The organism is Cellvibrio sp. QJXJ (genome assembly GCF_024452345.1).
GTDB lineage: Bacteria > Pseudomonadota > Gammaproteobacteria > Pseudomonadales > Cellvibrionaceae > Cellvibrio.
Genome location: NZ_CP101662.1, coordinates 145,293 through 171,490 on the forward strand (window position 1 = coordinate 145,293; position 26,198 = coordinate 171,490).

The following is a 26,198-nucleotide window of genomic DNA, read 5'->3' on the forward strand; positions in this document are numbered from 1 at the left end:
GTAATGAATAGCGATAATTAAAAAGGGAGGTGAAAGCGATGGTAACTACACGGCTTTATTATATGGATAACCTGCGCGCACTGGCGATGTTGACGGGTGTGTTTTTCCATGCGGCGTTGGCCTATAGCCCCAAGTTACAGACGCTCTGGCCGGCGGCAAATACTGAGCAATCATTGCTGCTGGATTGGTTTTCCTGGTTTTCACATCTATTCAGAATGCCTTTGTTTTTTCTGATCGCCGGTTTTTTTGTGGCTTATTTAGTGGCGCGGCGCGGGATGGTTGGTATGTTAAAAAATCGCGCGCTGCGAATTTTATTGCCGTTTATTATTTTTCTGCCGCTGTGTATGGTCGCCACTTTCATTCCTTTGTTAACGGCTACCAATGAGGTTGAAAATAAGTCAGCAATTATGCTGATGATTCTGGAGGCAATGCAAAACCCTGATACCCCGCGCCCACCACCCACTACGATGCATTTGTGGTTTTTATATAACCTGATTTATTTTTGTGTATTGGTGTGGTTGTTGCGCATTGTTAACTGGCAGTGGGCGAGCAATTTTTTGGCTCGTTTAACACCCGGGTTATTTCTCTTAATCATACCCTTGGTACTATTGCCCGGTGCATTGTTGATTGCTTCGCCCAAGCCCGCCCCGGAAAGTTTTATACCCCAATTATGGTCTTTTGGCTTTTTCGGATTATTTTTTGTGTTGGGTTATTGGATTTTCACTCAGGAAAATTTTATTGCGCGCTTCAATGTTTATGCCTTCAGGATTCTTCTTGCCAGCACTGCGTTATTTGCGCTTTATTATTATCACTTACCCGTGCAGATGGATTTGATGGCGCCGCCTTTAGCGTTGTGGAAGAAATTACTTCTGGCAGTGTGTGAGGTTTATATTGCGCTGTGGATGACATTGGTGTGTTTAATTTATGCCAGACAATTTCTGGATTCCCATCACCGTTGGATGCGGCTTATCGCCGATAGCTCTTACTGGATTTACATCATTCATTTGCCGATTATTTTTGCCCTGCAGTACCCTTTGATGGATAAAAATTGGGGGGTCTGGGCGGAGTATGGGCTGACGCTGGCAGCAACTTTTGCGGTAGGTATGGCGAGTTATTTGTTGCTGGTGCGTTGGACACCAATCGGTTGGATGTTGAATGGTCGAAGGTAACCTTGTTACAGTCTTGGTAATCCAGTAGGGTTGCTGTCAAACTACAAAATATTACAAACTTGACCGGGAGGCCTCTGCTTCCCGGTTTGCTTTTGTGCTTCAATAACTTGGAGTCACTTGGCAGTTTGGCCTTATGCCACCAATAAGGTTGCGGGTTATGCAACCAATGAACCCTTGATTGCGAATAACGTCTTATAAACATGCGGTACAACCAATGACTGTGACTGCCGCGGCTAGCATACAGTTTCAGTCCCCCGAACTACAGGCAGGTAATGTGATGAAACGTTTAATGAAAAATCTCAGTGTCAAACTGGTGCTAATTGCACTGGCTACTGGTGTGATTAGTGGTTGTTCAATGACTAAGCCCCATGAAAAAGACGCGGCGCTGAAAGCAGATCAAGCGGGGTTGAGTGCGGTGGAAGACAGCCGTTTTGATGGCACCTTTGTTGCGCCCAATGCGCAATTTGCGCAATACAGTAAATTATTGGTCGAGCAGTTGGATTTGAGTGAGGTCAAAATCCGCAAGCAGTCCACGGACAAGATTAACGACACGCCGTGGGAGCTGAGCGATGCCGATCGCCGCTATTATCAGGAGCGTTATACCGAGGCGTTAATGACGAACCTGATTGTCGATGGCCGTTTTGCGACATCCTTACAGACGGGCGCGGATGTATTGCAAGTAAAAGCAAAAGTGCTGGAGATTGCGCCATTGGCGAGTAAAGACGACTCCAAAGGTCGCCCGACGATGATGAAAGTGTACAGCGAAGGCATGGGGACTATGACGTTGGAGCTGACACTGGTGGATTCAGTATCAGGCGATGTGCTGGCGATTATTACTGATCGTCGCGATTTGGGGCGTATTTGGGAGGAGAACAATCGCGTGACTAATAATGTCCAGATCCGTCTGGCGTTTAACCAATGGCTGCGCAATTTGCGCACTGAGTTGGATCGTCTGGCTGCTAAATAAACCACACGGGCAATTAAAAAGGGGAAGGTCATCGCTGACCTTCCCCTTTTTATTTAGCTGCCGATGCTACGTGCCGGCTGTTACAGATCGTCCAGATACTTCTCGGCATCCAGCGCAGCCATACAGCCAGCCCCAGAGGAAGTAATCGCCTGACGGTAAATGTGGTCAGCCACATCGCCGGCAGCAAATATACCGGGAATATTGGTTGATGTCGCATTACCTTCCAGGCCACTTTTTACCTTGATGTAGCCATTGTGCATATCCAATTGGCCTTCAAAGATGTCAGTGTTGGGTTTGTGGCCAATGGCGATGAATACACCAGCGACATCAATCTCTTGCGTTGCGCCGTCTTGAGTGCTCTTCAAGCGCAGACCGGTCACGCCGGAGTCGTTACCCAAAACTTCTTCCAGTTGATGATTCCAAATCACTTTGATGTTGCCATTAGCGACTTTGGCCATCAGCTTGTCTTGCAGAATTTTTTCTGATTTCAGTTTGTCGCGACGGTGAATCAGCGTTACTTCACTGGCGATGTTAGACAAATACAGCGCTTCTTCCACGGCGGTATTACCACCACCGACCACGGCAACTTTTTGACCGCGATAGAAGAAACCATCACAGGTGGCACAGGCGCTCACACCTTTGCCCATAAAGGCTTCTTCGGAAGGCAAGCCGAGGTATTGAGCTGAAGCGCCGGTAGAGATAATCAGCGCATCACAGGTGTAGGTATTGGAACCGATCAGTTTGAATGGGCGCTCGGTCAGAATAGTTTCGTGAATGTGGTCGAATACTATTTGGGTGTCAAAACGCTCGGCGTGTTGCTGCATTTGCACCATCAAATCCGGGCCTTGCAGGTCGTGAACACCGCCGGGCCAGTTTTCCACCTCAGTGGTGGTAGTTAATTGACCACCTTGTTGCATGCCAGTGATCACAACGGGTTTGAGGTTCGCACGGGCGGCGTAAATAGCAGCGGTGTAACCGGCAGGGCCGGAGCCGAGAATAATTAAACGGTGGTGTTGTACGTCACTCATAGGTAATCCTTGAAATTAAAACAAAACAGGAGGTCAAACCAAAGGGTCTTTGCAATGTGGGGGCATGATAGGCGAATCGCAATGGCGGCGCAAAATTGTCTGGTTCAATCTGTCGTATTGGGTTTGGCTATTTGCTGGAGCTGACTGTCTGTTGACCAGGTCAGGTGGGGCTGTGCTTGGCTGTTGTTGAGTGGTGCGCCGCCGGAGCAGCGCACCCTTAGCCGGTGAGTGCGCCCAATACCGAGAGACGCTTATTCCACTCGGCTGCATTGTGATCGCGTAAGAATTGCTCAAATGCGGCGGGTGGAAGGGGTTTGGAGAATAAATATCCCTGCAGTAAGTCGGCACCATAATCGCGGCAAAGACGCGCCTGCTCGCGGGTTTCTACGCCTTCCACGACCACAATCAGATCCAGGCTTTTGGCAAACACAATCATGGCGCGCAGAATCCGGCAATCAGCCAGATTAGTGGGCACGTCCTGCACAAACTTGCGATCAATCTTCAGGGTGCGTGCGGGTAATTCTTTCAGGTAGGCGATGGAGGAATAGCCGGTGCCAAAATCATCTACCGCGATATCGATGCCGTAGTCGCGAATCATCTGCAGTTTTTCTGCGGTGCGCCCCAGGTTTTCAATCAGGATTGATTCGGTAATCTCCAGGCTGACGCAATGTCCGGGCAGGCCGGTAGCAGTAAGGTCTGCAATAATAGCGCGATAGAGATCATCGTCAGTCAGCAGTTGGGCGCAGACATTAAATTTCATGTTGAACTGCTCATCCACCAATCCGTCTTTGCGCCATTTCGCCAGTTGTTTGCAGGCATTTAAACGGCTGCGGGAGTCAATTTCACCAATCAGGCCAATCTCCTCAGCGAGGGTGATGAATTCGCTTGGTGGCAGTATGCCGCGCTCGGGGTGATCCCAGCGAATCAGGCCTTCGGCGCCGCAAACTTCAAAGGTTTGCGCATCGACAATGGGTTGGTAGAACAAAATAAAGTGATCGGTAGGAATCAGTGCGCGTAATTCTTTTTCGAGGTGAATGCGCTCCTGCATTTGCGCTTGCATCGCCGGTGAAAAAAATTGGTAATTGTCGCGCCCGTCTTGCTTGGCGCGATACATGGCCATATCCGCGGCTTTGAGCAGATCGCTGGCGCTGTCACCGGCTTCCGGGTAGGTGGCAATGCCAATACTGGAGGAGATGCTGTGCTCATAATTGCCCACAATAATGGGGCGGCGCAGGTCCTCTAAAATGCGTTGCGCAAGCTGGCTGATGGCTTCGTGGGTTTCAAAGTTATGCGCTAAAATCGCAAATTCATCGCCACCCAAACGGCACACCACATCGCCCGCGCGCACCACATCAACCAAACGTTTAGCCACTTCCATCAAAACCTGATCACCAATTAAATGGCCTAGGCCGTCATTGATAAATTTGAAGTTATCCAAATCCAGAAAGAGCAGGGCAAGTTGATCTTGCTGGCGTTTGGTGCGCTGAATTGCAGCACGCAGGCTCTCATCAAAATAGTAGCGATTGGCAAGCCCGGTGAGTGAGTCATTCTCGGCCAGCGCACGCAGGCGCTGGTGACTCTCTTGTAACTGATGTTCCAATTCATGACGTGTGCGTGCATGGGTGATGGCGCGGGTCAGGTGTTTGTGAGCAATCTCCGATTTGAACAGTACGTCCTGGGCACCGGCCTCAATAAATTCGCGCTCCAGATCTTCGTCGGCGCTGGCGCCGGTGAGGATAATTACGGCAGCGTGGTGATTGGGGTGTTTGGCGAGAAGTTGCAGCACTTCCATACCGTCGATATCGGGCAGGCGATAGTCAAGCAGGACAGCGTCAAAATCTTCGCTATCAAATTGCGCGAGGCCCTCGCTCGCGGAGCAGGCCTGAGCAATAGTGATATCCCACTCGGTTTTTTTAAACGTTCGAATGATCGCCAGGCGATCCAATTCGTTGTCATCAATCAGTAATAGCTTCATGCAGATTAGGTCTCCTATTCTTAATGCCCGTTATTAAACCCTGGTGCTAAAGCTAGGGGGCTATTGTTCGGGATGTGGTAGCTCAATCACACGCCAATAGTGATCAAGCAACCCAATCACCTGCATAAAATCGCTGTCCATACGCTGTTTAAGTAAATAGCCGGCCACATGTTCACGGTAGGCTGCCAAAATATCTTCGTCCGATTTGGAGGTGGTCAGTACAAAAACGATCGCATGGGTTAGTTCCGGATCGGCGCGTAATACCTCCAAAAATTCAATACCGTTCATGCGCGGCATATTGATATCCAACAGAATAATGTAAGGGCTTGGCACATTGCCATTACGCAACATTTCAAGGGCCTCCACACCATCTTTGGCACGGTAGAGCGGGTTAAGCAATTTCAGTTTATGTAATGCACGCCGCAACGCCGTTGCGTCTATATCATCGTCGTCGATGATAAGAAGACTGACAGTTTTAAACTGGCTTGGGTTTAAATTCGGATAGAAGTTATCAGTCATCTTTTACGCCTTTGTCTATGTGTTGCGGCCAGCTGAAATAAAAACAGCAGCCACGTCCTTCTGACACAAGTTTGATGTGACCGCCGTAGGTGGCGACAATTTTTTTTATCAGTGCGAGGCCCATGCCGCTACCTTCCAATTCATCGCGTGGTTTCAGCGTTTGAAACATACCAAATACTCGCTGCTGAAATTTCTCGGGGATGCCGGGGCCATCATCACATACACTGAATTCATAATATTGATTAGGCAGTAGTTGGTAATTGATACGAATAACACCTTCATCGCGATCGTGATGTTTAATTGCATTGGAAAATAAATTGCGTAGCACTTGTTCAAAGGGCGTGCTCAAAGTGCTGAAACAGGGCAGGTTCTCTGCCAATTCAAGGCGCAGCCCGGCTTTGGTGTTTTGGATGTCAAATAACTCCCTGGCCATTTGCGCAACATCTACCTCAGCCAGATTGCCATCGGTTTTGCCTGCGCGATAAAAGGTGAGCAAATCATCCAGTAGTTTTTCCATGCGCTGAATGCGATTGCGCAACATGGTGGTGTGTTTATTCACCTCGGAAAATTGTTTTTCCTCAAGATCTTCTTCAATCCAGGTGGATAATTGGGCAATGCCCCGCAGCGGCGATTTCAAATCGTGTGAAGCAACATAGGCAAATGTTTCAAGTTCTTTATTTGTCTGTGCAAGTTGTAAATTGATTTTCTCCAGTATTTTTTGGTGACTGGCCAGTAGTGCTGTTGATTTGTTGCGCTCGTCAATATTTTGTGCGAATACTTTGAGTGTTCTGGCCATGTCACCAACATCTTGGGGGTGATCCAGAAAGGGAATCTGAATATTGGCATCGCCCTGTGCCAGCTCCAGCATAGCAACGCGAATTTTTTGCAGCTGCCAGCTTAAACTGCGGGTAATAAGTGCGGCGACCAAAACTCCCGCTAACAAAAAGCCTAGCATAACTACCAGCATTAAATTGCCTGCATGTTGCTTGGTGAGCAGTGCCTGATCGTTTAACGCATGCATTTCGGTCTGCGCCTGCGCAATGATTTCATCACATAAATTTTCAATTTTCTGGGTGTGGGCTTGGCTGTCTTCCAGAGCAATTTTGCGATAATAGTCGACATTGCCTGCGGCCAATTGTTGATAAGTATCCAGTAATAACTCTTGCCAATCCTTTAATGTGCTGCGCAGTTGTGCGCTGGCAATTAGGTGCTGCGGTTGTTGTTCAAGCTGTACCAGTTCAGCCACAATTTTTTGCCCGGAGCTAGTTATAAAATCAGGCAAATTACGTTCTTCCATTAACTCTGGCGCTACCGCTACATCTTTGATGCCACGATTCAGCTTGCTCACATGGGCTTTGATGCGCAACATTGCATTGTTTACTTGCACTGGCCCGGAATAAAGTTGTTGCGAAATAGTCGCCACACTATTTATTTGCAGCATGGCAATAGAGCCTATAGCGACAAATAACAGGCTCATAAAAATAAAACCGGTCACTAACCGGTTAAAAAAATTAAGCCGGTTAAACGCATTGATTGCTGCTGAATAGCGCAGCGTAATAATTGCCAATGCAAATGCAATTAACCCAATAACTGTGTGAGGCGCTAATTTAATTCCCAGCCATACGTAATTGGGTAACAAGCCAAAACCCTGCCCGAGTACTGCGGCAGTGGCAATTAAAATTAATAACAAGCAAATCAACGTGGCAATTAACGTTGCAATACCATCCGTCGCGCGCCCTAATAACAATGCGGCGCCGGCTAATAAAAATGCGCTGCTGGTGGTGGGTGATATGGGCTGGTGGTGAATGGGTGAGTCACTCAGAAAAATCTCAAACCAATCAGTGGTGTGTAACTCCATGCTAGTGAGTAAATCGAGCAGGGTGAGTAACCCAATGCCCCACAGCACAACAACGCTGTACACCAAAGTTCGCTGCCATTTTTTAACAATAGCGAGTAAGCCCAAGCCGCAGGCGATAAATCCCAATGCAGTGTTGTATGCCATCAGCGTGGCAAAGGGGTGAATAACATCCAGCAGGCGAGGGGCGTGCCAGGTGGCGAGCACGGTTACTCCCACAAGTATTAGTAGGCTTGCTGAGCCCAGCATTACCACCGGGCGCTCCTTCAAAAGGTTAAAAATTCCGTACATGGTTGCTTAGTCCGTTACTCTTTAAAAATTCCCCAACTTGTATGTTTAATACGATGACAAGTGAAAAAACCTCCAGCTATAAGGCTAGAGTCTAGTTCAGGTAATGAGAAATACTCTCGAAAGTTGTGAGCATAAAAAAATAATTAGTATTTATCGTTTTATATATTTTGTAGCGATAAAAAAGAGATATTTTTCTCAGCTTAATAACAATCTGGCAGTTGTTTTCAATCAAACTGCAATAAGTTGGTATAAGCTTGAGAAGTAGTGAAATTTAAGGACTTAATCTTCGCTTTTAATGTTGAAATTGACGACAAGTGTGGTTTTTGTTGTTATGGTTAATTCTCACTGTATCGATTTCAGCTGCCCATTCAGTTAATTCAGTTAATTCAGTAAAACAGTTAATAACAAAAACACAGTGGTTCCTGCACCGCAGGATCGATAAAGCAGTTAACTCCATGCAATCGTTCAACAATAAGCTCAAAACCTGGCTGGCAACCCAATGCCAAATGCTCGGTGGCGTCAGTGCCGCCATGCTGGTTCAGGTCAATAATGGAACCCAACATTTACTTGCCAGGTGGCCGGGTGCGGACGCGATAAGCGAGCCGCTGCGCATGCTATTGGCACAAGTGGTGATAAAACAGCGCTTACAGTTGGAGCAGGTGGATGAGCATCATTACCGCCTTGCGCATCCGTTAATTATCGATGGTAACTTTTGGGGAGTGGTGGCATTGGAAGTGAGTGTCGCCGATAAAAAAGCACTCACCGGAATGCTCAAAGAACTCAAGTTGGGGCAGTTCTGGTTGCAATTTTTGTTGCATCAGCAGAGTGATTCGCCCGCACTGGAACGGGAAGTGCAAGAGGTGCCAGCAACCACACCAGCTGCTGACTATCAACTCGCCGCCTTACAGCTGGGCACCATTTTATTAAAAGAAAATTCCCTGCAAGAAGTGGCGATTAGTTTGGTCAATATGGTTGCGTCGCAGTTGGGGGCTACGCGCGTGAGTTTGGGTTTATTGCACAAACAAACACTGCGCCTGCAAGCGGTGTCTTACTCGGCACACTTTGATCCGCGCACCCAAGCAATGCAGGCAGTGACTGAAGCGATGAATGAAGCGCTGGAGCAGGGGCTTAGGATTAGCTACTCCCCGGTGGAACCTGCAGGCGAGACATTGGCGGTGGCGATTACTCGCGCTCATCAGCAATTGCAACAATCACAACAATTGCAATCAGTTTCCAGCTTTCCAATTCGTAAAGGTGATCGCCTGCTGGGCGTGCTTACAATCGAGTTGGACAAACAGACAAAACTTAGTCAGACACAACAGTTGTTTATTCAGGCGGCGCTGCATTTTGCTGGCGGTCTTATCGCGTTACGGCAGGATGCGGGCGCCGGGTTTAAACAACTGGTGGCACGCAGTATTGGCCAACGTATGCAGCGCTGGTTTGGGGTAGATGCTTGGCGCAGTCGTGTGGCATTAGCCGCTGCACTGCTGTTACTGATGGGGTTATTTGTGCCGATCAGTTATCGCATTACTGCTGATGCCAGGTTACAGACAAGCGAAAAATATCTGGTGGTATCCCCACAGGACGGTTATTTGGGCGAGGTATTGGTGCGCCCCGGCGACAGTGTGACTAAAGCAGCGTTGCTCGCATCCTTAAAGGATGAGGATTTACTGCTGGAGCGACGCAAACTGGCGAGTCAGGTACAGCGCTATCGCCAAGCCTATGATGCGGCTCTGGCGAATTCTGATCGTGTTGAAGCGGCAATTGCCAACGCACAAATGGATCAGGCGGCCATTCAATTGCGTTTAATCGAGCAACAATTGCAGCGCACCCAGCTGCTTGCGCCTATCGACGGCATTATCGTGTCAGATGATATTTCGCAAAAGCAGGGCGCTCCGGTAAAACAGGGTGATGTGTTATTTGAGTTGGCGGCGGCGAACGATTTTATTGTGCAGCTTTTCGTGGATGAACGCGATATTGCCGCGCTTGTGCCCGGTCAAGAAGGGCAAGTGAAATTGTCTAGTTTACCTAATCAACTTTTCTCTGCGCGTGTAAAAACCATTACGCCGATCAGTGAAGTGCGAGAAGGGCGCAATTACTTTCGCGTGGAATTGTTGTTGATGGCTGATGCAGCAAGTGATGACGACAGTATAAAAAATCTGCTGCGCCCCGGCATGACCGGCTCAGGCAAAATTACCGTTGGTAAACGCGCGCTGGGCTGGATTTGGTTTCACGATCTCTGGCATTGGCTGCGTTTAAGTTTATGGTGGTGACATTATGAATGACGCCCAATCACATGATATTAATCCTGCGTGGCAGCGGCTCGAATCATTACGTCCCTCACTGCCGCGACATATCCATATCCAACGCCGCGATTACAACGGTGAGCGCTGGTATTTATTGCAAGATAAAAGTAATGGTCGCTTTCATCGCTTGAGCCCACCAGCGTGGCGTTTAATTAGCGCGATGGATGGGCGAAATAATTTAACGCAGGTTTTATCCGCTGCTGCCAAACCAGAGTTTTATACCTGTGCGGAGGATGTGCCCACACAGGATGATTTAATTCACCTGTTGCAATATTTGCATGTGGCTGATTTATTGGTGTGCGATTTACCGCCCAGCACGCGCGAATTATTTGCGCGACAGGAACAGAAAAAGCAGCAGCGCTGGCTGCGCTTATTAATGAACCCGCTCACTTGGCACCTACCACTCGGCAACCCCGATCGTTTGCTCAATAAACTCATGCCCCTAGCGCGATTGTTGGTGAGCCGGACCATGGGAATCCTGTGGTTGGTTGTAGTGGCTTACGCATTATTGCAAGCCGGTAATCATTGGAGTGAACTCACGCAAGGGCAGTTGCAGCGTTTGCTGTCGCCGGGAAATTTGTTGTTGCTCTGGCTCACCTATCCATTTTTTAAAGTGTTGCATGAGTTGGGTCACGGATTATTTACCAAAGTCTGGGGCGGCCAGGTGAATGATTGCGGGGTGGTATTTGTAGTGGGTACACCCTTGCCCTACGTGGATGCGAGTGCCGCGACCGGATTTCAATCCAAACGTCAGCGGCTAATGGTGGGCGCCGCTGGTATGGCGGTGGAAATATTTTTAGCCGCGCTTGCACTGCTGTTGTGGATCCAAGTTCCCTCCGGTTTTTTCAGTGATTTTTTATACAACATCATTATTATCGGCAGCGTGTCCACATTGTTTTTTAATGGCAATCCGCTCATGCGTTTTGATGGTTACCACCTGCTCACTGATACCTTTGATTTACCTAACCTTGCTACACGCGCCAATCAACAGGTGAGTTATTTGTTGCGCCGCTATGCCTATGGTGTAAGCGAGATTTTCTCCCCGGCACAGACAAATCGTGAAGCAGCGGTGCTCACGTGCTACAGCATTGCCGCATTTGGTTATCGCCTGTTTATTTTGTTTTTTATTATTTTATTGGTGGCGAGTTATTTCCCCCTGGCGGGTTTGATTGTTGGCGCTTGGCTGATTTTCTTTCAATTGTGTTGGCCGCTAATAAAAGCGATACGTTTTTTAATGGCTGATAAACAATTATTGGCGGTGCGTCAGCGCGCGGTGACAATCACCGGTGCCTTTGTGTTGGCTTTTTTCTCTTTTCTGCTGTGGGTTCCTATGCCGGAATCGACTTCTGTTGAGGCTGTTATCTGGTTACCGGAAGAGGCGCGGGTAAAAGTGGAATCCAGTGGGGAAGTGCAGGAGGTGTTGGTTAATAATGGCGATCAGGTTACGCAGGGGCAAGTGTTGGTGCGTTTGCACAATCCTGCGCTCACTACCAATTTAGCAGTGCAGCAAGCGCATCTCCGCGAATTTGAAGCGCGTTATCAACAGGCATGGGTCAGTGATCGCATCCAGGCGCAATTGCTACAGCAGGATATCGATGCCATCAGTGCTGAAATCGAATTGTTGCAATCGCGAGTGAACAGTCTGGTGGTGCGTAGCCCCACCGCCGGAACAGTACGCCTATTGCGTCAGCACCATTTGCCGGGCAGCTTTTTTACACAAGGCGATGAACTGGCGATTATTGAGCGCGCAGGTAAGGTGCGCGTGCGCACTGCCTTGTTACAAGAAGAGATAGGTTTGGTGCGTCAGGCCACACGTCATGTTTCAGTTCGTTTAGCGAGTAATCCTTCTCGCCATATTCATGGTGAGCTTTTGCAGCAACTGCCAATCGCCACTTTCGAATTGCCGAGTCAAGTGCTGGGGGCACAGGGCGGAGGCAGGCTTGCGGTAGATGCGCAGCAACCCAGCGGAACCCGTGTGACTGAGCAAGTATTTTTGTTGGATATAGTGCTGCATGATTTTCAGCAAACGGGACATTATGGTGAGCGTACCTATGTGAAGTTTTCACACCCGGCACGGCCCTTGTTAGCGCAGTGGTACAGTACTTTGCAACAAGTATTCATTCGTCACTTCTCTTAATGTTCTTTTGAACTATATTTATATGCAAATAATTTTTTATAACGAGTCAACTATGTTCAGATCTATCCTAAATATGTCCGTTCGCACTAGTGGTTCTGGTTGCTTGTCTCTACTGGCGTTATGCAGTGTTGTGAGTAGCTACGCCAGCGCGCAAACCTCTGAGCCGGCACAATTAAACTGCCGGATTGAACCTTCGGTAGTAGTGGAAATGAGCAGCGCGGTTGAGGGCGTAATCAGTGAAGTATTAGTGGATAAAAACGATTCAGTAAAAAAAGGGGAGGTGGTGGCGCGCCTGGATGCCGGTTTGGAAATGGCCACCGCTGAATTGCGTCGTGTGCAAGCGGAATTGATAAGCGATGTACAAGCCCAGCAGCTGGCAGTTGAATTTAGCAAACGCTCGCTGGAACGTGTAACCGATCTTTACGAGAAAAAAGCCGCTTCTTTTTCAGAGCTGGATAAACTCAAAACTGAATATGCAATTGCCCAGCAACAATTACAGCAGGCGCTTGATCGCAAACGCCAAGCCGAACTTGAACACAATCGTGCGCTGGCTGATCTCAAGCGTCGCACATTGGCTAGCCCTATTGATGGGGTGGTGGTAGAGCGTTACAAACAGCCCGGTGAACACATTGATTTTGAACCAGTGCTTAAACTTGCCCAGCTTGATCCACTGCGTGTGGAAGTATTTGCGCCTGCAAGCCTTTACGGCAAGGTACAAGCAGGTATGACGGCTACAGTGGTACCAGAGCTGGGTGCATCCACTAAAAGTTATGACGCTAAAGTGATTCTGGTTGATCAAGTGATTGATGGGCCGAGTAATACTTTTGGTATTCGCTTGGCATTTCCCAATCCGGGTAACCGTTTACCCAGTGGTTTAAAATGCCGTGTTACCTTTGAAGGCGTCACGTTAAATTTATTGGATACCCAAAGCTTGCCGTGAATCACGTAAACGATGTTTCGATTAAGGTTAAATTTTTTAATTTTTGCGTTCCTTATATTATTTAGTTGTGAGCAGGGTGATTGTTAAAAATATGTGCCATGATTGATCCTCAAACCACATAAGAAAAAATTCAAGAAGATAAATATTATAAAAGTGCGAAAACGCACTCCGTTTCTAGAAGAGCTGACGATAGTTTTACGATGGTAGTAGTTGATGTTTTCCATGGCTTGGAATCCATCGCTCTGCCACAGGGATGCAAGTTGGTGAGAACCACACCTTAACCCTGTTTGTACCTATGCAAGAGGCGGGTACAAATAACAAGACTCGATACTGCTCATGTCCAAGTTGTCGCGCCACAAGCGCCCCCTGATTGAAACGCTTGAACCCCGGTTGCTATTTTCTGCAACTGCCGATATCGCCGTATTTGACGATGGCAGTGCAGATATAACGCAGTTATCGGAAGCTGCTGCCAAACTCGATTTGACCGCCATCTATCTGCCACCTGCAGATCCGTTATTGGATGCACAAACCGCTGCTCAACGAATCACGAGCTTGGTGGTTGTGGATACTGCTGTCGAAAATTATAAGCAGTTTGTGGAGGATATTCGCCAACAACATTCAACGGGTGATTTGGAAATTGTTTACCTTGATACCAACAGTGATGGCGTCGTTCAAATTACTCAACAGCTGACACAATTTTCCCGGCTTGATTCGCTGCACATAATTTCTCACGGCGCGGATGGCTCTGTTGCACTCGGCAGTACATTGCTCAGCACCAATAATCTGTTTCAGTATGAAGATGAGTTGATCGCTTGGCGCACTGCATTGGGTGAAAATGCCGATATTTTAATTTACGGCTGCGATGTGGCCGCGACTGTGCAGGGGCGTGAATTTATTGCAGAACTTGCAGCGCTAACCGACGCGGATGTCGCTGCAAGTGATGATGCAACGGGCCATAACACATTAAGTGGTGATTGGGATTTAGAGTTTTCAGTAGGTAGTATTGAACAAACTGTTGTTGTAAGTACGGCGGTGCAAGAGGCGTGGGTTGGCGTTTTAGCGTCTACTCATTATATTAATATTCAAGGGGGAACTAGCGTTCAATCAGTGTCGTCGGTTAGTGGTGTAGGTCAATCCTTCCTTTATGATAGCCCCGGTGCAACTTATACCGTTAACCAGATCAGTGTGCAGCTGCGTGTGGAATCTGGTGCTGCCAATCAGGACATCACGATTCAATTATTGGATGGCGGATGGAATGATGCATCACCGCTGGCTACACAAACGATTAATTCCGATCAGTTAGACAGCACTTTTGGTTGGAAAACCTTTAATTTTGGTGATGTTGTACTTAACGATAGTCAAACCTACATTATCAAGATAACCACCAATAATGCCGATGGTAAAGTTTCTGTCGCCTACAAAAGCGATGCCTGGAATAACTCGGAAATGATTGTAAACGGCACAGGCAATAGCAGTGCCGATTTGAATTTTTTGCTTTCATACAATAATGGCAGTAATCAGGCTCCGGTTAATACCGTGCCGGGTGCGCAATCTACCAATCAAAATACGCCGTTAATTTTTAGCTCAATTTACGGCAATCAAATTCAAGTGGCTGATGCCGACGCATTCCCTAACGACCTTGAAGTAACTCTCAATGCAGCCCAAGGTTCGTTCAGCCTTGCACAAACCACAGGTTTAACATTCATTGGTGGTGATGGTACCAATGATTTCTATATGTTATTCCGTGGCTCAGTAGCTGAAATTAATGCGGCCTTATCCACTATTACTTATACACCGGTAAATAATTTTGTTGGTGGCGATACTTTTAGTATTACGACAAAAGATCTGGGGTTAAGCGGTGGCTTACAAGACACAGATAATATTGCAATCACTATTAATAATGTTAATGATGCCCCAACAGTTGTTATTGCTGAAACTAGTTATGCTGTTGATGAGCAGGCACTATTAGATTTGCATGGTACCGGCATAGTGATCAATGATTCGGATGGTGATACGTTAACTGTGACTGTCGAAGCGCCATCAACTTATAGTCAACTCACTGCGCTAGTTGGCACTACGGGCGTGATTATTTCATCTGGCAATGCTACCAATGTATTAACCCTCACTGGCACATCAACACAATTGAATAATTTGTTTGCCGGTAATAATGGTGGCACGCTGACTTATCGCTTGGCTGGAGATACACCTTCGGCAACGCAACAGTTAACCATTTCTGCCAGCGATGGAAGCTTGAGTGCAAATGATTCGGCATTAATTAATATCACTGCGATTAATGACCCCGTTACACTTGCGAATCCAATCGTCAATCAAATTGCTACCGAGGAATCACTATTCAGTTTCACTTTTGCCGCAGATACTTTCGCTGATGTTGATGGGGATCTACTCACTTACACTGCTACTTTAGCAAATGGCGATGCGCTTCCCGCATGGTTGCATTTTAATGCAGGCACACGCACGTTTAGTGGAGTTCCTGACGATGGGGATGTAGGTTTTATTAGCGTTAAAGTCACGGCTAATGACGGAAATGGTTCAACAGCAGATGATACCTTTGATATTACGATTAACGGCGTCAACGACGATCCTTTCGTCAATATTCCCGTTCCCAATCAAAACGCCACAGAAGATTCTGTGTTCACTTATATCTTTCCCGCCAATACCTTTGGTGACGGCGATGTGGGCGCGACCTTTAGCTACACCGCAGAATTGGCTGATGGTGGTGCATTACCTGCGTGGTTAAATTTTGATTCGGCAACACGTACTTTTAGCGGTACACCTACTAACAGTGATGTAGGAACTATTTCAGTTAAATTAAATGCAAATGATGGTGCAGGCGGAACCGCTAACGATGTTTTTGATGTTGTAATTGCCAATACCAACGATGCGCCCACAGTGGCGAATCCTATTGGAAATCAAACGGCCACCGAAAGTGCACTGTTTAACTACACCTTTCCAATTAACGCTTTCAGTGATCAGGACCTTGGTGATAGCCTGACTTATTCGGCTACCTTGGCAGGTGGCGGTGCACTACCGGGATGGTTGAGTTTTGATTCAGCGACGCGTACTTTCAGTGGTACTCCATCCAATGGTGACGTGGGCACAATTAGTATTAGCGTAACTGCCGATGATGGCGAAGCGACTGTGTCAGATACATTTGATGTAGTTATCGGCAATGTAGACAATTTCCCTTTTTTAATTACGCCCATCCCCAATCAAAATGCAACTGAAGATGCTGCATTTAATTTTCAGTTTGATAATGCAACCTTTGATGATCCGAATGTTGGCGATACGCTAACTTATACTGCCACTATGGCGGATGGAAGTGCACTGCCAGCATGGCTAAGTTTTGATGCGGTTACACGTACTTTTTCAGGCACACCAGCCAATGCTGATGTGGGTACAATTTCAATTAGAGTGACCGCTGATGATGGTAACGGTGGGACACCCGCAACAGATACTTTTGATTTAGTTGTTGCCAACACTAACGATGTTCCAACTGTTGCCAACCCAATCCCCAATGCAAACGCAACCGAAGATGCTGCATTTAATTTTACTTTTGCAGCAAATACATTCGCGGACCAGGATGTAGGTAATGCACTCACCTACAGCGCACAAACTGGCGGTGGCGGTGCATTACCGGCATGGTTGAATTTTGACGGAGCTACGCGAACTTTTAGTGGCACGCCTACGAATGCTCATGTGGGTGCTATATCTATTGATGTGATTGCCAATGATGGAAATGGTGGCACAGTCACAGATACTTTTTCTATCACTGTTGCTAACACTAACGATGTGCCTATCCTTGCCAACGCAATTCCCAATCAAAATGCAACGGAAGATTCTGCATTTAATTTCCAATTTAACAGCAATACCTTTTCCGATGTGGATGTGAGCGATACATTGACCTACAGCGCGCAGTTAGCTGGCGGTAGTGCCTTACCTGCGTGGTTGAGTTTTGACCCCGTTACGCGCACCTTTAGTGGCACGCCGCTGAATGCGCATGTTGGTACTGTATCTATCGAGGTAATTGCCGATGACGGCAACGGCGGTAGTGTAACGGATACATTTACTATTACGGTTGCAAACACTAATGACGCCCCCAGCGTCACCATTACTGCCACTGATTATTTTGCAGATGAACAAACCCCGATTGATTTGCACGGAACTGGAATTAGTGTTGCTGATGTAGATGGCGATGCATTAACAATCACGCTGACCGCTGAGGGTAGCAATAGTAATCTTGCTGCAACAGTTGGCACTACAGGTGTGGTAATTGTATCGGGCGTGAATACGAATACGTTGGTACTCACAGGTACCGCTGCACAACTCAACGATTTGTTTGCAGGCAATGGCGGTAGCACACTTACGTATCGCCTTTCAGGCGATACCCCTGTTGCAACACGCATGCTTACCATTAGCGCCAATGATGGCAGTTTGTCGGGCAGTGACACAGCCACGATAAATATCACCGCGCTGAATGATGCACCTGAAAATACTGTGCCCGGTGGACAAGTCACGAGTGAAGATACATCACTGGTTTTCAGCTCAGTAAATGGCAATAGAATTCAAATAGATGATCTGGATGTTGGTACGGGTAATTTACAGGTTACTCTTTCGGTAACGAATGGCACATTAACACTTGGTGGTACTACAGGTTTAATTTTTACCACTGGCGATGGCACCAACGATAGCAGTCTGGTATTTAGTGGCACTAAAACTGATATTAATAATGCACTTTCAATTCTGACATTTAACCCAACAACGGGTTACAACGGCACTGCGGTATTAGCAATTACTACAAGCGATTTAGGTAATAGTGGTAGCGGTGGCGTTTTGATAGACAGCGACACAGTTAATATCACTATCACCGCCGTAAATGATGCCCCCACAGTTGCGAATACCATCCCCAATCAAAACACAGCCGAAGATTCTGCGTTTAACTTCCAATTCAATATCAATACATTTGCGGATTCTGATGTTGGCGACACTTTAACTTACACCGCGCAATTAGCTGGCGGCGGAGCATTACCTGCATGGCTGAGTTTTGATCCAGTAACCCGTACTTTCAGTGGTATACCAACGAATGGTGATATTGGAGCTGTATCAATTGATGTTATTGCCGATGATGGCAATGGCGGTATCGTAACGGACACGTTCAATGTTGTTGTTGCTAATACTAACGATGCCCCTATAGTTGCGAATACCATCCCCAATCAAAACACAGCCGAAGATTCTACGTTTAACTTTCAATTCAATAGCAATACATTTTCCGATGTTGATGTGGGTGATACCTTAACTTACACCGCGCAGTTGGCTGGCGGCGGTGCATTGCCTGCATGGTTGAGTTTTGATCCAGTAACCCGTACTTTCAGTGGTATACCAACGAATGGTGATATTGGAGCTGTATCAATTGATGTTATTGCCGATGATGGCAATGGCGGTATCGTAACGGACACGTTCAATGTTGTTGTTGCTAATACTAACGATGCCCCTATAGTTGCGAATACCATCCCCAATCAAAACACAGCCGAAGATTCTGCGTTTAATTTCCAGTTCAACAGTAATACATTTGCAGATGCCGATGTTGGCGACACTTTAACTTACACCGCGCAATTAGCTGGCGGGGGAGCATTACCTGCATGGCTGAGTTTTGATCCTGTTACTCGGACTTTTAGCGGTACACCAACGAATGGTGATGTTGGGGCCATATTGATTGATGTTATTGCCAATGATGGTAATAGCGCAGTGACTGATACGTTTATGATTACTGTCGTAAATGTGAATGATGCGCCCACGGCAATTACAATTGATAATATGACGATGGTTGCAGGTGATGCACCGCAACAAATTGATTTGCGAAATAAATTTTTTGATATCGAAGATGTAGTAACGCTTAATTTTGAATTAATGGGGAATAGTAATCCTGACGCGGTAATTGATGTCCAGATGGATCAGAATACCGGGATGATGACGATTGTGGTGTCATCCGAGAATGCGGGTGAATCAATTATTCGCTTGCGAGCAATTGATTCTGATGGCGCGTGGGTCGAGTCCAGTTTTAAAGTCACTGTGTCTGCTAAAGAGCCGCCAGTTGCGCCTCCAGTAATTATTCCGCCCGTGATTGTCGCCCCGCCTATTATTACTCCGGATGTTGATGAAAGTACACCGCCGACAATCCCTGATCCCATTATTCCTCCTGTTGTTGTGTTGCCTGAAAATCAAAATCCCGGCGTTATTCCGCCGACAAATGGAGACGAGTCAACACTTTCGCCTGCTTTGCCGGATGAACCTGATATTACAAGCGAAGTGGTTGACCAGGAGCTACTTGTGAATGGGGATGAGTATGACTCTCCATACAATGTGGTGGAGGATAAATCTGCACAGGATTATGAACGTGTAGTGCAACTACTTAATTCTAATGCACTGCAGGTGTCTAGCTTAACGGCGTCCACATCGCTGGTCAGTTTGATTGTACCCGATGCCGGTTTTGCGCCGTGGGAAGCCGCGGAGTTTGATAGTGAAGTGCGGCGTATTCGTGCGCAAATGGATGAGGCACTAGAGGAAGAGCATGATCGTAAAGCACTGATTGCTGGCATTAGTTTTTCATTGACTACCGGTTTGTTGATTTGGTCGCTGCGTGCCAGCAGTTTATTGCTGGCAATGGTTTCTATGCTGCCTCTGTGGCGCGGCTTAGATCCGCTGCCTATTCTTGATGAAGTGAATAAGCGCAAAAAAGAATTGGAGCAACAGCGCAAAGATCGTAAACATGAAGATAAAAATGCTAAAGAAGTGGGGTATCTTTTTGATCACGCCCAACAAAAAACCAAAGATGTGTAATTATTTTTCTACTCAATGCTGTTAAGGAATTTGAATGTTTACTATTACACCTGCCGTGAGGTTGAGTGTGGGGTTGGTGATTCTCACCGTCTCTTTATTGATTCTCGCGCAAGCGATTGGTTTGGCGCCCGGTGCTGAGCGTCAGCAGTTGGATGTGCGCAAACGTTTAGCTGAAACTCTGGCGTCCCAAGTCAGCGTGGCGATTATGCGGGGCGATGAGTTATTGCTACAGTATTTACTTGAGTCCTCTGTGGAGCGCAATCCGGAGATCTTATCGGTAGCCGTCAGGCACAATAATGGAAACCTGGTGGCGAAAACCAATGCGCATGAAAAATTTTGGGCTGATGCAAAAGAACATGAATCCACACCCACGCATATTCGTTTCCCGGTAATGACCAATGGCGCAAAACGTGCCGAATTTGAAATTAGTTTTGAGCCATTGTTGCATGACCGACACCCTATTTTTGGTGTGCCTACTTTTGTACTGCTGATTGTTTTTATTTCACTCAGTGGTTTTGTGGGGTTTTGGTTTTACATCAAACGTGCACTCAAACATTTGGACCCGAGTGCAGTGGTGCCAGCGCGAGTGCGCAATGCATTAAATATTTTGGCGGAGGGCGTGTTAATTTTGGATCGGCGCGAACAGATAGTTCTGGCTAATACTGCTTTACTAGAAAATTTGCGCCGCACGGAGGAATTTTTGCTAGGCAAAAAAGCCAGTAACTTGGGTTGGTTTGTCGATCCCAAGAGTGTTGATAACGAATACCCCTGGATGCGTGCTATCGCTGAGGGCATCAAACAAACCGGGGTTCGCGTTTTATTACCTATGGGCGATGATGGCGAAAAAATCTTTCATGTAAATGCCGTGCCAATTCTGGATGCCAAAGGCGCAATACAAGGCACTATTGCGGTATTTGAGGATATTACAGAGCTGGAGGGGAAAAACCGTTTGTTGGAGGATATGGTGCAGCAACTGGCCGCGAGCCAGGCAGCGATTGAAACCAAAAATAAAGAGCTTACCTACCTCGCAACACGGGATCCACTGACTAATTGTTTTAATCGCCGCGCGCTCTACGAACATCTCAATGGTAAATTTGACGGTGCACGCGCTTCCGATGCCGAGTTTAGTTGCATCATGGCTGATATCGATTTTTTCAAAAAAGTGAATGATACCTATGGTCATGCCGTGGGCGATGAAGTGATTAAAATGGCTGCTAACAGTTTGCGCGAAGTAGTGCGCGATATGGATATGGTGGCGCGTTTTGGCGGTGAAGAATTCTGTGTGATTTTACCCGGTGCCCCTATTGAACAAGCGCAGATGATTGCGGAGCGCTGCCGCGAAAAAATCGCTTCACAAGTCACCAACGGTGTCAGCGTAACCGGCAGTTTTGGTGTGACCTCCATGCGTATGGGGGCGATAAGTTCCAGTCAGCTCATCCAGCAGGCAGACGAGGCTCTTTATTACTCCAAACAACATGGGCGCAATCAGGTGACTCGTTGGGCACCCGGTATGGAAAGCCTGATTGCTGAAACGCAGCATTAAATTCCCTTGGTTGCTCGCAAAACAACCATGAATACCCGCACTTGTGCGGGTTTTTTCATTCATTTCCCCGCAGAGTGATCTTGCCGGTGGTAAATCTGCCGCCAGTAATTACAATAGCCCTCGTTTATTAATTAGTGCCTTTGTATCTCAATCGGGACATTTCCATTGAAATCAGTAACTCCGCAACGCCGTACTCCTGCATCTGAACAAGCTTCCAGCTTGCTCGTTCGCCTGCTGAAAGAGGGGGCGCTCATTGGTTTGGGCGCGATCTGTCTGTACCTATTGATCGCTATGGTCAGCTATGACCCTCTGGATCCGGGTTGGTCCAAAACGGGCGAAAATACCCAGGTACAAAATGCGGGTGGCTCCTTCGGCGCCTGGATTGCCGATGTATTTTTCTCGCTGTTTGGTTACCTCGCATACTTGTTTCCGGTGATGATTGCCTATCGCGCCTGGTTAGTGCTTAAGGATCGCACCCGTCAGGATGCTATCGATTGGTTGTTTTTTGGTTTACGTGCGGTGGGGTTGGTATTGGTTATGGTTGCCGGTACTGGCATCGCTGCCATGCATTACAGCGACGGTGCCTCCGTATTACCTTATTCCAATGGTGGCTTGTTAGGTGCTGCTGTCTCTGACGGTATTTTTGACGCGTTTAACTACACCGGCGGCACACTGTTGATGCTCAGTATGTTTTTGGTGGGCATGACAATTTTTACCGATCTCTCCTGGCTTAAGCTCGCTGAGGATATTGGGCGATGGATTAGCATCGGCGTCAATCGTGGGCTGGAAAAATGGCAGGTTTACCAGCGTGAGCGGGCGGAAAAGCAAATCGCCGTAAAAGCGCAGGAGCATCGCCGCGAAGTGGTGGAGCAGCACGTTAAACAGGAAGCCAAGCGCGTGGCCCCGGTAATTATCACCGAGCCACCCAAAAAGAAGCCTGCGCCCAGTCCGCGCATTGAAAAGGAAAAGCAGCCGTCGCTCTTTGAATCTATCGAGCCGGCTGTGGGTACTTTACCGCCATTGAACTTGCTTGATCCTGCCGATAAGCGCAGTGACAAAGGCTATTCCAAAGAGTCGTTGGAAGCCATGTCGCGCATGCTGGAACTCAAACTAAAAGACTTTGGTATCGAGATTGAGGTGGTGTCGGTACAGCCCGGCCCGGTGGTGACCCGGTTTGAGATCCAACCTGCGCCAGGTATTAAAGCCAGCCGTATTTCCGGGCTTGCCAAAGACCTGGCGCGTTCGCTGGCGGTAGTCTCAGTGCGGGTGGTAGAGGTTATTCCCGGCAAATCAGTGATGGGGATTGAAATCCCGAACGCACACCGCGAAATGGTGCGCCTGTCGGAAGTGATTTCATCTGAACTCTACGAGAACTCCAAATCAGTGCTTACCATGGCGTTGGGTCACGACATCTCCGGGGAGCCGGTGGTGGCTGATCTTGCCAAAATGCCGCACTTGTTGGTCGCAGGTACTACTGGCTCTGGTAAGTCTGTGGGTGTAAACGTGATGTTACTCAGCCTGCTGTATAAATCCACGCCCAAAGAAGTACGCTTGATGTTGGTCGACCCCAAAATGCTGGAGTTGTCGGTTTACGAAGGTATCCCGCATTTGCTTACGCCGGTTATTACCGACATGAAAGACGCGGCCAACGGGCTGCGCTGGTGTGTTGGGGAAATGGAGCGTCGCTATAAGCTCATGGCCGCCATGGGGGTACGTAACCTCGCTGGTTTTAACCGCAAGGTGGACGATGCCATCAAAGCGGGTGAGCCAATCAAAGACCCACTATTCAAACCAGAAGAGAACTTTGAACCCGGTGCTGAAGTGGCTACTGCGCCCGATCTGGAAACCCTGCCAGCCGTTGTGGTCGTGATCGACGAATTTGCCGATATGATGATGATTGTCGGCAAAAAGGTAGAGCAGCTCATCGCCCGTATTGCGCAAAAAGCCCGTGCAGCGGGTATCCATCTGATTTTGGCTACCCAGCGCCCATCGGTAGATGTAATCACCGGCTTGATTAAGGCCAATGTCCCGACGCGTATGGCGTTCCAGGTTTCGTCCAAAATCGATTCGCGTACCATTCTCGACCAAGGCGGGGCAGAGCAGTTACTGGGGCATGGCGATATGCTTTATTTGCCGCCCGGCACCAGCGTGCCAGTCCGTGTTCATGGCGCTTTTGTGGATGACCACGAGGTTCACCGCGTGGTGGCCGATTGGAAAAAACGTGGTGAACCCAACTATATTGATGGCATTACCGATGACAGCAATAATTCGATTCCAGTGCCAGGCATGCCGAGCGAAGGTGGTGAAGAGGGCGGCGATAATGAAAGTGATGCGCTGTACGATGAAGCTGTGGCTTTTGTGATCGAATCGCGCAAGGCTTCCATTTCCTCGGTACAGCGAAAATTGCGCATCGGTTATAACCGTGCCGCACGTCTAATTGAAACCATGGAAATGGCGGGTGTTGTTTCCGCGGCGGGTCACAACGGAAACCGTGAAGTTTTGGTGCCGGGCGGGCGCGATTGATTTATCTCAGGTTCATCTGCACCCGATAGGATTCCGGTGTCAGTAACTTAATACTCTTGTTGGAATTTATATGAACGTTTTTGCACGCATTTTTACTGGTTTGCTGTTGGTGTTGTCGGTTACTACTTATGCGACTGACGATCAGGCGGCTGCACAGCTCCGCAAACAACTTGATGCCATGAACACCTTGCAAGGTGATTTTGTACAGACCACTTACGACAAGGCTGGCGTCGAGCAAGAATCCAGTAGCGGCAATTTTATGTTGATGCGCCCAGGTAAATTTTATTGGAAAACCCTGGAGCCTATGCCACAGCTGTTGGTATCCAACAATAAAACTATTTGGCTCTACGATCCGGATTTGGAAACGGTGAATATCCGCGAATTTACCGATGACCTGCGTGAAACGCCTGCATTATTGTTGAGTGCGGACATCGAACAGTTGCGTAAAAACTTTTCTGTCGCACGCGATCAACAGGATGGCAGTGCAGAAAAATATACCCTCACACCCAAGGTGACTGAGGGCATGTTCCAGCATTTAATTCTGGTATTTAAAAGTGGGCAGCTGAGCGAGTTTGCGATTCAAGACAGCCTGGGCCAGTTGACCCGCTGTGTATTGAGCAATGTGCAACGCAACAATGCACTGCCGGAAGAAAACTTTTTCTTTGTGCCGCCCGAAGGTGTTGAGATCCTGAGGGATTAAACACTGATCGGATCTAACCCTATAAAGATGTAAGCCCATGGATCTATTTGCCGGCAGTGCCCCTGCATATCAACCGCTTGCTGCGCGCATGCGCCCGCGCAATCTGGATGATTATATTGGTCAGGAGCACCTGCTCAGTGTGGGCAAACCGCTGCGCGAAGCTATCACTCGCGGTCAACTGCACTCGATGATTTTGTGGGGCCCACCCGGTGTGGGTAAAACCTCGCTTGCCAAATTATTCGCCGAGCAGGCAGATGCGCGGTTTGAATCCTTGTCAGCGGTTTTGTCCGGCGTAAAAGAAATTCGTGCCGCTGTCGCAACCGCGCAGCAAGAGCGCATCTCCAGTCGTCGCAAAACCATTTTATTTGTCGATGAAGTACATCGCTTCAACAAATCCCAACAGGACGCATTTCTGCCTTATGTGGAAGACGGCACTTTTATTTTTATCGGTGCAACCACTGAAAATCCCTCGTTTGAATTAAACAACGCACTGCTCTCACGGTGCCGTGTGTATGTGCTGCGCGGTCTGCAGCCCGAGCAATTAAAAGACGTATTACAGCAGGCGCTCGACGATAATGAACGCGGCCTGGGCGGGCAGGACATTCGTATCGATAAGGATACGCTAATGACTCTCGCGCAAGCCGCCGATGGCGATGCACGCAAAGCGCTTAACTTGCTGGAAATTTCCGCTGATCTCGCCGAAGACACCGGCGATCACAAAATCATCAATGAACAAGTGATTGCTGAAGTCTTGGCGTCCGATGTGCGCCGCTTCGATAAGGGCGGCGATATTTTCTACGAGCAAATCTCCGCCCTGCATAAATCCGTGCGCGGCTCATCGCCCGACGGCGCACTTTACTGGCTTGCCAGAATGCTTGATGGTGGCTGCGATCCACTTTATATCGCCCGCCGGGTGGTGCGTATGGCAAGTGAGGATATAGGGAATGCTGACCCACGCGCGTTGCCGCTGTGTTTGTCGGCGTGGGATGTACAAGAACGTTTAGGTAGCCCGGAAGGGCAGTTGGCCATCGCCCAAGCCGTGGTGTATTTGGCCTGCGCACCCAAAAGTAATGCTGTGTATAATGCGTTCAATCAGGTCATGGCTGATGTTCGCTCCCAACCCGCATTTGATGTTCCCATGCATTTACGCAATGCACCGACCAAGCTGATGAAAAGCATGGATTACGGTGCGGAATATCGCTACGCCCACGACGAACCCGGCGCCTATGCGGCAGGTGAAAATTATTTGCCGGAAGAGATCGCCCAAGCGCGTTACTACCAACCGGTCGAACGTGGTTTGGAATTAAAAATTCAGGAAAAGCTTGCCCATCTACGCGAGTTGGATAAGCAAAGTAAAAAGAAACGCTACAAAAAATCGCCCGGAAAATAA

The 26,198-nt window shown here is 48.0% G+C and carries 14 protein-coding genes; 10 read left to right on the forward strand and 4 right to left on the reverse strand.

Annotated features, from left to right (window positions below):
- Positions 1 to 38 precede the first annotated feature (38 nt).
- Entirely contained in the window at positions 39 to 1,169 is a 1,131-nt protein-coding gene (locus tag NNX04_RS00550; RefSeq protein ID WP_261947144.1) for an acyltransferase family protein, read from the forward strand.
- Between the two features lie 277 nt (positions 1,170 to 1,446).
- Positions 1,447 to 2,136 (forward strand): DUF3313 family protein, encoded by a 690-nt coding sequence (locus NNX04_RS00555; RefSeq protein WP_007643581.1) that lies wholly within the window; start codon positions 1,447 to 1,449, stop codon positions 2,134 to 2,136.
- 80 nt (positions 2,137 to 2,216) lie between these two features.
- Here NNX04_RS00555 and trxB read toward each other — a convergent pair whose 3' ends face one another.
- The 4 genes from trxB to NNX04_RS00575 form a co-directional block, all read right to left on the reverse strand.
- A complete protein-coding gene (trxB, locus tag NNX04_RS00560) occupies positions 2,217 to 3,164 on the reverse strand; it encodes a thioredoxin-disulfide reductase (RefSeq protein WP_261947145.1) in 948 nt (315 codons plus the stop codon).
- Between the two features lie 217 nt (positions 3,165 to 3,381).
- Positions 3,382 to 5,139: a putative bifunctional diguanylate cyclase/phosphodiesterase gene (locus NNX04_RS00565; RefSeq protein ID WP_007643579.1), complete on the reverse strand. Its 1,758-nt coding sequence runs from the start codon at positions 5,137 to 5,139 to the stop codon at positions 3,382 to 3,384.
- Between the two features lie 60 nt (positions 5,140 to 5,199).
- A complete protein-coding gene (locus NNX04_RS00570; protein WP_007643577.1) occupies positions 5,200 to 5,658 on the reverse strand; it encodes a response regulator in 459 nt (152 codons plus the stop codon).
- Positions 5,651 to 7,804 (reverse strand): sensor histidine kinase, encoded by a 2,154-nt coding sequence (locus NNX04_RS00575; protein ID WP_261947146.1) that lies wholly within the window; start codon positions 7,802 to 7,804, stop codon positions 5,651 to 5,653. Before NNX04_RS00575 ends, NNX04_RS00570 begins: the two co-directional genes overlap by 8 nt.
- Positions 7,805 to 8,259: 455 nt before the next feature.
- Here NNX04_RS00575 and NNX04_RS00580 point away from each other — a divergent pair, with 455 nt between their 5' ends.
- From NNX04_RS00580 to NNX04_RS00615, 8 genes are all read left to right on the forward strand, one after another.
- A complete protein-coding gene (locus tag NNX04_RS00580; protein ID WP_261947147.1) occupies positions 8,260 to 10,077 on the forward strand; it encodes an efflux RND transporter periplasmic adaptor subunit in 1,818 nt (605 codons plus the stop codon).
- Between the two features lie 4 nt (positions 10,078 to 10,081).
- Positions 10,082 to 12,247, forward strand: a complete 2,166-nt coding sequence (locus tag NNX04_RS00585) for an efflux RND transporter periplasmic adaptor subunit (protein WP_261947148.1) — start codon at positions 10,082 to 10,084, stop codon at positions 12,245 to 12,247.
- Between the two features lie 52 nt (positions 12,248 to 12,299).
- The gene (locus NNX04_RS00590) at positions 12,300 to 13,187 is read left to right on the forward strand and encodes an efflux RND transporter periplasmic adaptor subunit (protein WP_261947149.1); all 888 of its coding nucleotides are present in this window, start codon (positions 12,300 to 12,302) and stop codon (positions 13,185 to 13,187) included.
- Between the two features lie 336 nt (positions 13,188 to 13,523).
- On the forward strand, positions 13,524 to 20,042 hold the full coding sequence (locus tag NNX04_RS00595; RefSeq protein ID WP_261947150.1) for a putative Ig domain-containing protein: 6,519 nt from the start codon (positions 13,524 to 13,526) through the stop codon (positions 20,040 to 20,042).
- A gap of 34 nt (positions 20,043 to 20,076) precedes the next feature.
- A complete protein-coding gene (locus tag NNX04_RS00600) occupies positions 20,077 to 21,585 on the forward strand; it encodes a sensor domain-containing diguanylate cyclase (RefSeq protein ID WP_261947151.1) in 1,509 nt (502 codons plus the stop codon).
- A gap of 165 nt (positions 21,586 to 21,750) precedes the next feature.
- On the forward strand, positions 21,751 to 24,108 hold the full coding sequence (locus NNX04_RS00605; RefSeq protein ID WP_007642301.1) for a DNA translocase FtsK: 2,358 nt from the start codon (positions 21,751 to 21,753) through the stop codon (positions 24,106 to 24,108).
- Positions 24,109 to 24,178: 70 nt separating this feature from the next.
- Complete coding sequence (gene lolA, locus NNX04_RS00610; RefSeq protein ID WP_261947152.1) at positions 24,179 to 24,808, forward strand: outer membrane lipoprotein chaperone LolA; 630 nt, start codon at positions 24,179 to 24,181, stop codon at positions 24,806 to 24,808.
- A 37-nt stretch (positions 24,809 to 24,845) separates the two neighbouring features.
- Positions 24,846 to 26,198, forward strand: coding sequence for a replication-associated recombination protein A (locus NNX04_RS00615; protein ID WP_261947153.1), 1,353 nt, complete (start codon positions 24,846 to 24,848; stop codon positions 26,196 to 26,198).